The 12,173-nt window shown below is 62.9% G+C and carries 12 protein-coding genes; 3 read left to right on the forward strand and 9 right to left on the reverse strand.

Annotated elements, in window-relative coordinates; translation table 11 throughout:
- Positions 1-17 precede the first annotated feature (17 nt).
- Positions 18-872, reverse strand: coding sequence for a LysR substrate-binding domain-containing protein (locus EN885_RS25550; protein ID WP_128243493.1), 855 nt, complete (start codon positions 870-872; stop codon positions 18-20).
- Positions 873-943: 71 nt separating this feature from the next.
- A complete protein-coding gene (locus tag EN885_RS25555; protein WP_128243492.1) occupies positions 944-1,372 on the reverse strand; it encodes a MarR family transcriptional regulator in 429 nt (142 codons plus the stop codon).
- Between the two features lie 110 nt (positions 1,373-1,482).
- On the opposite strand from EN885_RS25555, the gene EN885_RS25560 reads away from it, so the two are divergent.
- Positions 1,483-1,890, forward strand: a complete 408-nt coding sequence (locus EN885_RS25560; protein WP_128243491.1) for a hypothetical protein — start codon at positions 1,483-1,485, stop codon at positions 1,888-1,890.
- 149 nt (positions 1,891-2,039) lie between these two features.
- Here EN885_RS25560 and EN885_RS25565 read toward each other — a convergent pair whose 3' ends face one another.
- Positions 2,040-2,651, reverse strand: coding sequence for a DUF6817 domain-containing protein (locus EN885_RS25565; protein ID WP_245493143.1), 612 nt, complete (start codon positions 2,649-2,651; stop codon positions 2,040-2,042).
- Between the two features lie 285 nt (positions 2,652-2,936).
- Complete coding sequence (locus EN885_RS25570; RefSeq protein WP_128243490.1) at positions 2,937-4,982, reverse strand: NADH:flavin oxidoreductase; 2,046 nt, start codon at positions 4,980-4,982, stop codon at positions 2,937-2,939.
- A gap of 104 nt (positions 4,983-5,086) precedes the next feature.
- On the opposite strand from EN885_RS25570, the gene queF reads away from it, so the two are divergent.
- A complete protein-coding gene (gene queF / locus EN885_RS25575; protein WP_128243489.1) occupies positions 5,087-5,548 on the forward strand; it encodes a preQ(1) synthase in 462 nt (153 codons plus the stop codon).
- A gap of 29 nt (positions 5,549-5,577) precedes the next feature.
- On the opposite strand, the gene EN885_RS25580 is transcribed toward queF, so the two are convergent.
- The 5 genes from EN885_RS25580 to EN885_RS25600 all read right to left on the reverse strand — a co-directional run bounded on the left by EN885_RS25580 (position 5,578) and on the right by EN885_RS25600 (position 11,155).
- Positions 5,578-6,762 (reverse strand): mandelate racemase/muconate lactonizing enzyme family protein, encoded by a 1,185-nt coding sequence (locus tag EN885_RS25580; RefSeq protein ID WP_128243488.1) that lies wholly within the window; start codon positions 6,760-6,762, stop codon positions 5,578-5,580.
- A gap of 10 nt (positions 6,763-6,772) precedes the next feature.
- Positions 6,773-7,333: a hypothetical protein gene (locus tag EN885_RS25585; RefSeq protein ID WP_128243487.1), complete on the reverse strand. Its 561-nt coding sequence runs from the start codon at positions 7,331-7,333 to the stop codon at positions 6,773-6,775.
- A gap of 4 nt (positions 7,334-7,337) precedes the next feature.
- Entirely contained in the window at positions 7,338-7,817 is a 480-nt protein-coding gene (locus EN885_RS25590) for a DUF3828 domain-containing protein (RefSeq protein WP_095485671.1), read from the reverse strand.
- Between the two features lie 96 nt (positions 7,818-7,913).
- Entirely contained in the window at positions 7,914-9,563 is a 1,650-nt protein-coding gene (locus tag EN885_RS25595; RefSeq protein ID WP_126106981.1) for an ABC transporter substrate-binding protein, read from the reverse strand.
- 41 nt (positions 9,564-9,604) lie between these two features.
- Complete coding sequence (locus tag EN885_RS25600; RefSeq protein WP_128243486.1) at positions 9,605-11,155, reverse strand: trimethylamine methyltransferase family protein; 1,551 nt, start codon at positions 11,153-11,155, stop codon at positions 9,605-9,607.
- Positions 11,156-11,246: 91 nt separating this feature from the next.
- Between EN885_RS25600 and EN885_RS25605 the strand changes: the two genes are divergently transcribed.
- The gene (locus EN885_RS25605) at positions 11,247-12,155 is read left to right on the forward strand and encodes a LysR substrate-binding domain-containing protein (protein ID WP_126106983.1); all 909 of its coding nucleotides are present in this window, start codon (positions 11,247-11,249) and stop codon (positions 12,153-12,155) included.
- Positions 12,156-12,173: the final 18 nt, after the last annotated feature.

Here is a 12,173-nt window from a genome sequence, read left to right on the forward strand (position 1 = left end):
AGACCAAGGCGGTCCACTCAGGACGCCTGAAACTCCGTGCGGATGAAGGTTGCCATGCGCCGCACTGCGGCGCGGGCGCCGTTCGGCAAAAGCAGCGCCAGTTCCACCGGCTTCAGCTCCGGCAGGCCGTCTTCGGGCCCAAGCCGCCTATGCATGGGCGAAATCACCGATGCGGGAAGCGCCGTCACCGCCTTACCAAGGCCGATCGCCGTCTGGATGGACGGAAGATGAGACGAGGTCCAGGCCACGCGCCATGGACGCCCTGCCCGGTCAAGGGCATCGATGATGTGCGGGCGGGCACGACAGGACTTTTCGGGGAAAAGCGCCAGAGGTAATGGATCCAGCAGTTCCGGCGTCTCGTCCGGCGAGGCGCACCAGACCAGCGGTTCATGGCGCAGGAATTCTCCGGCAAGACTGTTCACATCGCGCGTGATGATCGCGATATCGATGTCGCCGCGGTCCACCGAGCCCTCGAGCTCGCTGGAAAAGTTGCACTGGATCTCGACCTGGATGCGCGGGTTCTGGGCGGCGAAGCGCTCGATCAGCGGCGTTCCAAAGACGCCGAGATAGTCGTCCGGCATTCCAACGAGAACCCGCCCGGCAAGCGCTTCGGGTTGCAGCGCGGCCAACGCCTCGTCCTGGATCGCCACGATCCGACGCGCGTAGCCGATCAGCAATTCGCCATGATCGGTGAGATGCGGCCCGCGACGCGACCGGTCGATGAGTTTCTTGCCAAGCTTGTTCTCGAGCCGCGCGATGGTGTTGCTGACACCCGGCTGGGTTCGACCCAGCCTGTGCGCGGCAGCTCCGAAACCGCCCGCGTCGACAATCGCGATCAATGTGGCGAGGGCGTCGGTGTCGATATTGTTCATGGACGCATGTCGGCCGCGCGTGAGGGTAAAGACCACACGTGGTGCGGCCTTTCGATGAAATCTGACCTCATCTAGACTTCCACATTCGCTCGTAGCGCCGCAAGTACTTCCGCAAACTCCGCCAGCCTGTCGTCGGACAGCCCATTCCGCAGCCGCTTGTCGAAGGCGAACGCGGCGGTGCGCAATTTCAGGAACAGCACCTCGCCGGCTTCGGTCAGCTCGACCTGGTGAACACGGCGGTTCTCAGGATCGCGGCGCCGGGTCAGCAAGCCTTGCGTCTCCATCGCGTTCAGATGATGGGTCAGCGTCGCGCCCTGGATTCCGATCATGCCGGCGAGCTCGCGCTGGTTGGCCAGTTCGCGCGACTTGACCGACAACAGCGTGACCCAGACCGGCAGCGTGCCGCCCGCCTCGACCAAGGCGGCGTCGAAGGCCTGTGCGACAAGCTTTGCGGTGCGCGCGAGATTCATGCCGACTGGCGGGCGGTCGAAGGGTGTCATGATTCGACACTAGAGCAACAATCGGATTGGTGGAACTTGACTCAATACATTGACATCGAATCATTCGATATCTAACTGTATAGGCGGCGGGCACAGGAGGAAAAGCGATCATGCAATATGTCTACATCGTCGTCCTCGGCCTTCACGTCATGGCGGGCGTGTTCTGGGCCGGCACCACCATCGCGGTTGGCCGCGACCCAGACATCCGGGTGGAACGGTTCTTCCGGCCGCAAATGGGCGCGGCCGGCCTGGTGTTCCTCACCGGCATACTGCTCTGGTATTTTTTCCATGAAGGCGTTTTCGGCTCGATGGAGAAAGTTCTGGCACTGGGCATCGTGACAGCCCTGATTGCCGCCGGCGTTCAGGGCGCGCTCGTCGGCTCCGCCAGCAGACAACTGGCCGGCGCCGACGCCGCGACGCAACCCCAGCTGCGCGCGAAAATGACAAGAGGCGAACGCATCGCCGGCGGGCTGCTGGTCATCACCGTGTTCTGCATGGCCACCGCCAGGATGTTTTGAGCGCCTGCCGCAATCGACAAGATCGTACGACGTCCGGCCGCAAGCCGGCGGCGTGCGCGGCGCACCGGATCAGCGCGGCAGGTGGCTCTCCTTGCGAAGGTCCGGTGCGCGTGGCGCCGTTAGCCCGATGGCAGACATCGGCCTGCGCATCAAAGCACCTCGACGGAGCCTCCGCGCAGATTGGCCCGGCGCAATTTCAGGTATGCACGCAAATTCGGCGCGATGCGAAAGCCCTCCAGTTTCGTTTCCTGGAGCGGGGCAGCCCATGCCATGTTCTCATACCTGTCGCGATACGCTTCGATGGTCGCGGCGAGACCCTCGCGGCCCAGACCCCTGGCCAGGGTGGCGCAGGCGGCAATCCGCAATCGTATCGACTGGCCATATTTGGGAGCAAACGCCAACCCTCCGTCCGCAAGGTCATCTAGCTCGTGGGCAAGCAACAGAAACAGGAGGTCCTCGTCACCGGCCGGTACGCCCTCGGATGCAAGGCGCTCAGGATCTCCCGTCTCGAATTTTATCTCGTTCAGGCACGCGACAAGACCCTCGACGTTGGGGCCGATTCTTTGTTCCAGCCACCTGCGGTGCGCATCGCTGCGCCTGCTGGATTTTCCATCCGGATACTGGCCGCTGTCATAGGCGGCGTGAAACATCGCCGCGAGGACAAGATCGACGCTTTTGTCGAAATGCGCGACCGCTGACGCGGCACCTACCGCATGGCAGATGAAAGGCCGCCCCGTCTTGCGGTAGCGGCCGTTGAACATTGCGCAACAGACCCGGTAGGCCTTCCTGACGCGGACGATATCGTCAACCGGATGCCCAGCCTCGTACAGCTGCATGTAAAGCGCCGTGTTGGTCTGGCGCGGAACGAACAGTTCTCCGATCAAACAAGTCCCCCGACTTTTTTTGACTTACCGCAAGCTTCTCGCAGGAGATGCGATCAGCTTCAAGGTCCTTGCGCGCCTCTTCAGTGGAGTTTGTGCCCCCGCAAATCAGCGGCTGAGATTGCAAATATGACCAGCCAAGTCCAGTCTAGCCAATGCCGATGCTCAGATCCGCAGGCCGAACCGGATGCCGTCATAAATGGCGGCGTGGATGTTGCGCGAGGCGACCGCGTCGCCGATGCGGAAAAGCACGAAACCGCCTTGCGGATTGCGTGCCGGAAAAATGTCGCCACCACTGACCAGCCGCTCGTAGTCGACCGCGCCGCCGTTTTTCGACAGCGGTTTCAGTGCGAGATAGAGATCGTCGAGCGGCAGCGTGCCATGCTCGACCACCACCTGATCGACCCGCCGCTCGCCGCGCCAGCCGTCTGCGAAGTCGGAGGCAAGCTCGGCGACCAGTTGATTGCCCTCGCGCCGCACCGAGCGCAGCCGCGTGTTGATGGTGATGGTCACGCCCTTTTCCTGGAAGGCGCGCATATACGGCACGTGGTTCATGCCGCCCATTTCCGGGGCGAAGAAGCGCTCGGGCGAAACAAGCTCCAGCTTCGAACCCGCGGTCGCGATCAGCTCTGCCGCGCCCATGCCCTGATGGCCGCCATTGTCGTCGTAGAGCAGCACGTTTTCGGCCGGCTTGATGCTGCCGGCCATGATGTCCCAACTGGAAGTGACGAGGCTATCGCCTGCCACCAGCGGTGGGTTCTGCGGCAGGCCGCCGGTGGCGACCACCACCACGTCGGGGGACAGCGCCAGCACGTCGTCCTTCTCCGCCCAGGTGTCGTAGCGGATCTCAACGCCGAGCCGGTCGAGCTCGGCCAGCCGCCAGTCGATGATGCCGATCAGCTCCTTGCGGCGCGGGTTCTGTGTCGCCAGCCGCACCTGGCCGCCGGCCTGGCTCGACGCTTCCAGCACCGTGACCTCATGCCCGCGCTCGGCCGCGACGCGCGCCGCCTCCAGGCCGCCTGCACCGGCGCCGACGACGACCACCTTCCGCTTTGGTCCCTCGGTTCTCGGGATGATGTGCGGAATATCAGCCTCGCGGCCGGTTGCCGCATTGTGGATGCACAGCGCCTCGCCACCCTCATAGATGCGGTCGAGGCAGTAGGTGGCGCCGACGCAAGGCCGGATCTCGTGCTCGCGGCCCTCCATCACCTTTCTGACGATATGCGGATCGGCGATGTGGGCGCGCGTCATGCCGACCATGTCGAGCTTGCCGGTGGCGATGGCATGGCGGGCGGTGGCGACATCGGAAATGCGCGCCGCATGGAAGGTCGGGAATTTTGTCGCCGCCCTCACCTCGCCGGCGAAGTCGAGATGCGGCGAGGCGCGCATGCCGGTCACCGGGATGACCCTAGTCAGCGCGGCATCGGTTTCGATCGAGCCGCGGATGATGTTGAGAAAATCAACCTTGCCGGAGCCGGCCAGCCGCCTGGCGATCTCGACGCCTTCCTGTTTCGACAAGCCTTTTTCGAAATCCTCGTCGGCGACCATGCGAATGCCGACGACGAACTTTTCGCCGACCGCCGACCGCACGGCGTCGAGCACCATGCCGGTGAAGCGCAAGCGGTTGTCGAGCGAGCCGCCGAAATCGTCATCGCGCTGGTTGGTGGCCGGCGACCAGAAGCCATCCATCAAATGGCCATAGGCCTCGAACTCGATGCCATCGAGGCCGGCGACCTGGCAGCGTTGGGCGGCCGCGGCATAGTCGGCAATGATGCGCTCCATGTCCCAGTCCTCGATGGTCTTGGGGAAGGCGCGATGCGCCGGCTCGCGCACCGGGGAAGCTGAAAGCACCGGCAGCCAGTCGGCCTTGTTCCAGCCGGTACGGCGGCCGAGATGGGTGATCTGGATCATCACCTTGCAGTCATGCTCGTGGCAGGCATCGGCGAGTTCAGTGAGCCACGGCACGATGCGGTCGTCATAGACGTGCAGATTGCCGAACGCGGCCGGACTGTCGCGTGAGACGATCGCCGAACCGGCGGTCATGGTCAGCGCCATGCCGCCTTTGGCCTTTTCGGCATGGTAGAGTCGGTAACGCTCTTTCGGCATGCCGTCCTCGGAATAGGCCGGCTCGTGACTGGTCGACATGACCCGGTTCTTCAGCGTCAGATGTTTGAGCTGATAAGGCTGGAGAAGCGGATCGTTAGTGGTCATCGTCTTCCTGTTTCAAATTGTGCTAATGAGCGGAAAATTTTACGCCTGTCGTTGTCCCAAAACCGCTGCGCAGTTTTGGGCGACATGCAGTAAGGAACCCGCCCATGACCGATACGAAAAACCTTACCCAGCTCGGCACCAACGTCGAGGCGCCACAGAGCCCTGAAGCGGCGGTACTGGAAACCGTGCCGTTTTCGCGCGGCGACGGGCCGCCGGCCGTCGTTCGCTTCACCTGTCCGGAGTTCACCTCGCTCTGTCCGGTCACCGGCCAGCCCGATTTCGCACATATCGTCATCGACTATGCACCCGACACGCTGCTGGTGGAATCGAAGTCGCTCAAGCTGTTCATGACCTCGTTTCGCAACCATGGCGCCTTCCATGAAGAGTGCACCGTCATGATCGGCCGCCGTATCATCGCCGCGACAAAGCCGTTGTGGTTGCGCATTGGCGGCTATTGGTATCCGCGCGGCGGCATTCCGATCGACGTGTTCTGGCAGACCGGCGCGCCGCCGGAAGGCGCGTGGCTGCCCGACACCGGTGTTGCGCCCTATCGCGGGCGCGGGTGAGTCTGAGTGGCTGCGAAAGACGGGCCTCATCAGTTGAGCGGCAGCCGCCGGTAGCGGCCAAGGTTGTTCGGGTCGTTGAAGTGGCCCATCGGCCCATGCTCGGCGAAGTGCCCCGCCCAGCGCTTCATCGCGGTGGGGTCAAGCTCAACGCCCAGTCCGTTGCCCTCCGGCACACGCACCGTGTTGCCGGTCTGCCGGAACGGACCATCCTTGATGACGTCACCGATCTGCCAGCGAAACAACGATTGCGACGCTTCGGTAATCCACGGCGTCGCCGCCACGACATGCAGATAGGCTGACGTCATGATGCCGAGATCGTTGGAGTAGCACCAGAACCCCTTGCCCATAGCTTCGCAGGCGGCGATGAATTTCAGGGTCTTCGACAATCCGCCGAGGGCTGCGAAATTGCAGACGAAGTAATCCGGCGCGCCAAGCGCGACCGCCCGTCTGAGATCCGGGATATGCGTGGAGAACGGAATGCGCGAATGCTGGCGCAGCGCCGCCATCTCCTCGAAGCTGGCGACCGGATCCTCGTAATTGCGGATGTTAAACGGCTCGATCTCGCGCAGCACCCAGCGCGCCGTGGTCAGCGACCACTGCATGTTGGAATCGAGCTTGATCTGTGCCTTCTCGCCGAGCGCCTCGCGCAGCATCCGCACCGTCCGGATCTCAAGTTCGGGATCGCCCATGATCAGCTTGCCTTCGAAGATCGTCGAGCCATGCTGCTCGCGCATCTTCAGGCAATAGTCGACGATCGCTTCGGGCGTCATCTCGCCGCCCGCCCCGTCCTGTGCGGGACGAAAGGCGAAATACTCCGAAAACGGAATGTCCTTGCGCACCGCGCCACCAAGCAGCTTGTAGAGCGGCATGCCGAAGACCTTGCCTCTGATGTCCCACAGCGCCAGCTCGACGGCTCCGAACGCCACGGATGCGGCATTCTCGCCAGTGTTGGCGGTGATCTGCCAGGGCGGCACGCAGCGCGCCTCGCAGTCGGCGATGTCGAGCGGATCGGCGCCGATCAGTGCCGGCGCGATCTCGGCTTTGATCACTTCGCCGAAATGCCACCAAGGCGCCTCGCCCAGTCCGACCACGCCTTCGTCGGTCTCGACCTCGATGATCGACTTCGAGGCGCCGCCATAAAGCCCGGCCGTCCACCAGAACGGCGCGTCTAGCGGAACGTTGACATGGGTGACGCGAACGTTGGTGATCTTCATCGCTTACCTCTCACTCGCACTGGTATTGGCTGAGCGCCCATTCGCCGGTCACCGACAGAAGGTCCGATATCTTCCAGTCGCCGTCGATCTTCTTGAGTTTCCATTCCAGCCGGTGGGGATTGCCCTCGACGACGAAGGCGACGACGACCTTGGCCTCGTCGCCATTGACAGCTTCGATGGTCTTCAGGCTCCTGTCGATCTCGGCTTTGTCGTACGCCGCATTATCCAGCGCCATATTGGGATCGAGGCATTCGCCCTGCCCCGACTTCCGCAGCGTATCGCTCTTGTCGAGCACCGATTTCGCCGGATCGGCGAAGTGGCTGCGCTGGGCCGGATCGAGCTCGAGCCCGACATGCTCGTAAAACGGCTTCACCACCGCCGTTGGCGAACCCGGCTGCACCGGCGCGGCCGCGGCGCTGTCAGTCGGCTGAGACGCGGCCGGCGGAGTTGCAGGTGCCGCATTGTCGGCCGGCGCGTTCGCGGGCGGCGCGCCGAACAGGCCCTGAGCAGCGGCGCTGCTCAACCCCGCCGCCAGCAGGCACACAGTCGCCAGAGCCAGGGCGCGGGCCATGGCATCACTCCGGAGTCTGGCCAGCCAGGCATTCGAGCGCACTCAGCGTCCAGCCGTTGGTCTTCGAGGTGATGTCGGCGATCTTCCACTGGCCGTCGATCTTCTTGAGCGACCAGACCATTTCGCGTTTGGATTCATCACCTTCCGGGAAAAGGTTGAACGTCGCCGTCACCTCGGCGCTATCGCCATCCACTGCTTCAGACAGCTTCAACGTCTTGGCGACCGTCTTCTCGTCGAAATCCTGGGCGTCGAGACCGGGGGCGAAGTCGATGCAAGGCACCTCGTCCGGCTTGTTCTTCTTTGCCTGGTCGTTGAGGTCGAACAGCTTGGTCACCGGCTCGGTGAAGCGGTCGCGGTATTGCGCGTCGGCCTCGAATTTGACCTCGGGCATGTAGAAGAACTTCACCGCGTTGGATGCCGGTCCGGCCAGAGCGGCCGCAGGCGCTGCGATCGAGAGGGCGGCGGCAAGCGCAGTCAGTCTCATCCGATAATCTCCAGGCTTTCGTGGCGGGAACCGTTCAATACCACGAATCCTGCATCCCGGCTTTTTGCGGCCCATGAAATTCCCTTGGGCGTTAACTCAGGCGTCCAGCCAGACGTTCTGGAGATCCATCTCGAAAGTCTGGTGGACAGCGTAATTCTTCACCTTCTTGTTCATGTGGCTGTACAGCTTCTGCCAGAACGGCTGAATGATGACGCCCGAATCCTGCAGGATCTGCTCGACATCCTTCATGACCTCGCGGCGCTTCTCCACGTCGATGAGCGAGAGGGCCTGTTTGAGCTTGGCGTCGAAATCAGGATTCGAATACGCCGTTTCGTTCCAGGCCTCGCCGGTGCGATAGCCGAGCGCCAGCACCTGAACGCCGAGCGGGCGCATGTACCAGATGGTCATGGAATAGGGGTATTTCGTCCAGTCGTTCCAGAAGGTCGACCCCGGCAGCACCGTGCGCTTCACCTTGATCCCGGCTTCGCGCAGCTGACCGGCAATCGCGTCGCCGGTATTCTTTTGCCAATCGTCCTCGACGGTGATCAGCTCATGCTCGAAGTCGGCCTGTCCGGCCTCGGCCATCAGCTTCTTGGCGCCCGCCGCGTCGCGCGTTTTTTTGGGCAGCGGGTAGTATTCGGGATGGATCGGGCTGACGTGGTGGTTTTCACCAGGGGTGCCTCGCCCGGCGTAGCCAAGTTGAAGCACGGCATTGTTGTCGACGGCCATTTGCAGGGCATTGCGCACTCGCTGGTCATCGTAGGGCTTGTGCGTGATGTTGGTTCGGGCAACGAGCGTCGTCGCTGTCGCGACCTCCGATTTCTCCAGCCCCATCTTGTCGAGGATGTCGATGAAGTCGGCGGGTGTCTCGAAATTGACGTCGATCTCGCCGGAGTCGAATGCATTCACCGAGGCGTTGAAGTCGGTGCCGTAGTCGATGAATTCGACACTGTCGAGCGGCGCTTCGCCGCCCCACCATTTGCCATTCTCACGACGCTTGACGATTGCGTTCTGGCCGACCGAATAAGACACGAGTTCGAAAGGCCCGGTGCCGATCGGCTTGGCGATCGGATCGGCGCCGTCGGCATCGAATTTGCGATGGACCATGAGCGCCGGATAGTCGGTGAAGTTCGGGATCAGCGAGATATCAGGTTCGTTCAGCTTCAGCTTGACCGTGTTGTCATCGACCTTGGTGATTGCCCCTTCCCTGGCCTTGCCGGTTTTTGCATCGATCAGCGCACCGACGCGTGCGGCCATTGAATTACCGGCGGCTTCCTTCTCGCACCAGCGCGTCAGATTGTAGACAACGTCATCGGCGTTGAAAGCATCGCCGTTGTTCCAGGTGATGCCCTTGCGCACATGCAGCACATATTCGGTGGCGTCGTCGTTGACGTCCCAGCTCTCGAGCAAGACCGGCTCGAAAGTGAATTCGCGCGTGTAGCGGACAAGCGGCTCCAGCCAGCAGCGCGAAATGTTCGCAAGCTCCACCCAGTCGTAAGTGCGCGGGTCCTTCTGTGCCTTCACCGACATCGAAACGCGCAGCGTCCCGCCCTTCTTCGGCTCTTCGGCCAAGGCCCGCTCAGGCACGGCAAGGCCGATCATGCCATAGGCAAGGGCCGTCGATGCCCCAAAGGCGCTTGCCAGCGCCAGAAATTCGCGCCGGTCCATCCGGCCTGCGCGAACATCCTCACCCATCGCCTCGATCGCATTCGGCACGCGATCACCGTTGCTTCTGAAGAGTGCCATTTTTTCTCCCTGTGGTTCCCGTTGGGTCTTCGCCCGTTGCATCAACTAATGCTGTCCGGCAGCCGCTCCTCGCGCTGCGCGATGAAATCTCTCAAGCCGTCGGCGATGCCCTCATCGAGCTTCGGCTCCTCATAATCGGCGAGCATGTTGCGCGCTTTCTCGCGCCCCCGGGTATCGTGGTCCTTTGCCCCTTCGGCCTTCCACTGTTCGAACGAATTGAAGTCCATGATGCTCGGTATGAAGAAGGCAGACTCGAAATGGTCGAGCGTGTGCTGGGTGCCGAGGAAATGGCCCTGCGGCCCGACCTCGCGAATCGCCGCCATGGCCTCCTTGAAATCGTCGAACGGGAGACCGCCAGCATATTTGTACCAGCCGACAAGCTGTTCGCAGTCCGTGGCAAATTTCGAATAGCCGCAGGTCAGGCCGGCCTCGAGCCAGCCGGCGGAGTGCCAGATGTAGTTGGCGCCGGCAAGGATGGCGGCATGCATCAGCATGTTAGCCTCGTAGCCCGCCTGGGCGTCGTTCAGCTTCGACCCGACATGGAATCCGGACGTGCGCCAGGGCAGCCGGTACTTCCGCGCCAGGGCCCCCATCAGATACATCATCTGGGCGGCCTCCGGCGTGCCGCCCATGGGGGCACCAGTCTTCATGTCGACAGTGACCATGAACTGTCCGTAGATCTGCGGCGAACCCGGACGCAGGAGCTGGGTGAAGGCGACGCCTGCCAGCGCTTCCGCATTGACCTGCGCGACCGCTCCCACGGCCGATGCCGAAGTCGAGGCGCCGCAAAGCGCGAAGGGCGCCAGGATCAGCGGCTGGTTGTGGCGCGCATAGACCTTCATCGCGTCCAGCATGGTGGCGTCCCAGACCAACGGCGAGTTGCAGTTGGTGATCGACACCAGCACCGGATTGTCTTGGACATAGTCCTCGCCGAACACGATGCCCGCCATCGCCATCGTGTCTTCGGCTCGTTCCCTGGAGGTCACGATGCCCATGAACGGCTTGTCGGAGTGCTTCAGCGCTGAATGGATGATGTGGAGGTGACGCTTCGGCACGGCAATTTCCATCGGCTCGCAGATGACCGAGCTCGACGAGTGCAGCGCCGGCGCCATGTAGGCGAGCTTGTGGAAATTGTTGAGGTCGGCGAGTGTGCCGTAGCGCCTGTTGTTGTCGAGGTCACGCACGTAAGGCGCCCCATACATCGGCACAAATATGGAGTTGTTTCCGCCGACGCGCACCGAACGCTCGGGGTTGCGCGCATTGAGCGTGAATTCCGGCGGGACCTTCGAGACGAGTTCCATTAGAAGAGCGCGGTCGATGCGGACACGTGTCTCGGAGACATCGGCGCCCGCCGCCTTCCACAACGCGATCGCCTCGTCGTCACGGAACTCGCATCCCACTTCTTCGAGGATGGAGAGCGACTCCTGGTGGATCAGCTCCACCGCCTCATCCGGGACCATTTGATATACCGGAATCTTACGGATCAAGGTTGGAAATGACGCCATGGGAGTTCCCCGCAGCGCCTTGCGCCCCAGGCGGCCGCCGCTGCGGCGGTTCGTGTGTTCGCTCACTTCAACGGCCGGTGCGTTCATGACCACTCCATCCTCCCCAGGCACTCAACTTAGCGAGACGAAATATGACTGTGACGCTGGAAAATCCTGATCTCTTGTATAAGCTCTGCTTATGCGAAGCCTGCGCCACCTATTGCCATCGGCCGGCAGCCTGATCGTCTTCGAGGCCGCCGGGCGGCTGTCGAGCTTCACCGCCGCGGGGCGCGAGCTCGGCATGACGCAGGCCGCCGTCTCCTATGCGGTGCGCGGGCTGGAGGAAAAGCTCGGCGCCAAACTCTTCCAGCGGCGCCACCGGCAGGTCAGCCTGACCGAGGCCGGCGAGCGTTTCCACGCCGACGTCTCGCTCGGCCTCTCGCATATCCGCAAGTCGGCCGAGGACCTGCGCCAGCAGGCGACCGGCGGCCATGTGACGCTTGCCGCGTCAACCGCCTTCGGCTCGTTCTGGATGATGCCGCGCCTGCAGCAGTTCCGCGACGAATTGCCGGGCATTGACCTGCGTATCCAGACCGCTGACCGCGACCTCGACATTATCGCCGAGGGCATTCCGCTCGCTGTGCGCGGTGGCGAGCCCCGGGAGTGGCCGGACTATCATTGCCTGCCGCTGGCCGACGAGGAAATCTTTCCCGTTGCCGGCGCCAGCTATGTGGCGAAGTTCGGCCTGCCGCAAACCGTCGAGGAATTGGCGTCACACCGCCTCATCCATCTCGAGGAGCCGTTTCGCGAGGCGGCGAGCTGGGAGGAGTGGTTCCACTCCGCCGGGGCCAGCCTGAAGGAGGCCGACGCCGGGCGAGGCTTGCGCATCAACGACTATGCGCTGGTGATTCAGGCGGTCATGGAGGGGCAAGGCATCGCGCTCGGCTGGCGGCATCTGGCCGAGCGACTGCTGGCATCGGGCCTGCTGGTGAGCGCCACCAGCCATGTGATGAGAACCGGCACGCGCTTCTACATCATCTGGCCGAAGAACCGCGAACTCAGCGACAATGCCCGCAAGGTTCGGGACTGGCTGGCCGCGCAGGCATGAGGCCATCCCGATAGTGCC

Source organism: Mesorhizobium sp. M6A.T.Cr.TU.014.01.1.1, assembly GCF_004022765.1.
In the GTDB taxonomy this organism is placed as follows: Bacteria; Pseudomonadota; Alphaproteobacteria; order Rhizobiales; family Rhizobiaceae; genus Mesorhizobium; species Mesorhizobium mediterraneum.

Excerpts from the sequence above, each read along its gene's own strand:
- EN885_RS25550 (WP_128243493.1), bottom strand. The coding sequence starts at position 872 with ATGAACAATATCGACACCGACGCCCTCGCCACATTGATCGCGATTGTC.
- EN885_RS25555 (WP_128243492.1), bottom strand. The coding sequence starts at position 1,372 with ATGACACCCTTCGACCGCCCGCCAGTCGGCATGAATCTCGCGCGCACC.
- EN885_RS25560 (WP_128243491.1), top strand. The coding sequence starts at position 1,483 with ATGCAATATGTCTACATCGTCGTCCTCGGCCTTCACGTCATGGCGGGC.
- EN885_RS25565 (WP_245493143.1), bottom strand. The coding sequence starts at position 2,651 with ATGTTCAACGGCCGCTACCGCAAGACGGGGCGGCCTTTCATCTGCCAT.
- EN885_RS25570 (WP_128243490.1), bottom strand. The coding sequence starts at position 4,982 with ATGACCACTAACGATCCGCTTCTCCAGCCTTATCAGCTCAAACATCTG.
- queF (WP_128243489.1), top strand. The coding sequence starts at position 5,087 with ATGACCGATACGAAAAACCTTACCCAGCTCGGCACCAACGTCGAGGCG.
- EN885_RS25580 (WP_128243488.1), bottom strand. The coding sequence starts at position 6,762 with ATGAAGATCACCAACGTTCGCGTCACCCATGTCAACGTTCCGCTAGAC.
- EN885_RS25585 (WP_128243487.1), bottom strand. The coding sequence starts at position 7,333 with ATGGCCCGCGCCCTGGCTCTGGCGACTGTGTGCCTGCTGGCGGCGGGG.
- EN885_RS25590 (WP_095485671.1), bottom strand. The coding sequence starts at position 7,817 with ATGAGACTGACTGCGCTTGCCGCCGCCCTCTCGATCGCAGCGCCTGCG.
- EN885_RS25595 (WP_126106981.1), bottom strand. The coding sequence starts at position 9,563 with ATGGCACTCTTCAGAAGCAACGGTGATCGCGTGCCGAATGCGATCGAG.
- EN885_RS25600 (WP_128243486.1), bottom strand. The coding sequence starts at position 11,155 with ATGAACGCACCGGCCGTTGAAGTGAGCGAACACACGAACCGCCGCAGC.
- EN885_RS25605 (WP_126106983.1), top strand. The coding sequence starts at position 11,247 with ATGCGAAGCCTGCGCCACCTATTGCCATCGGCCGGCAGCCTGATCGTC.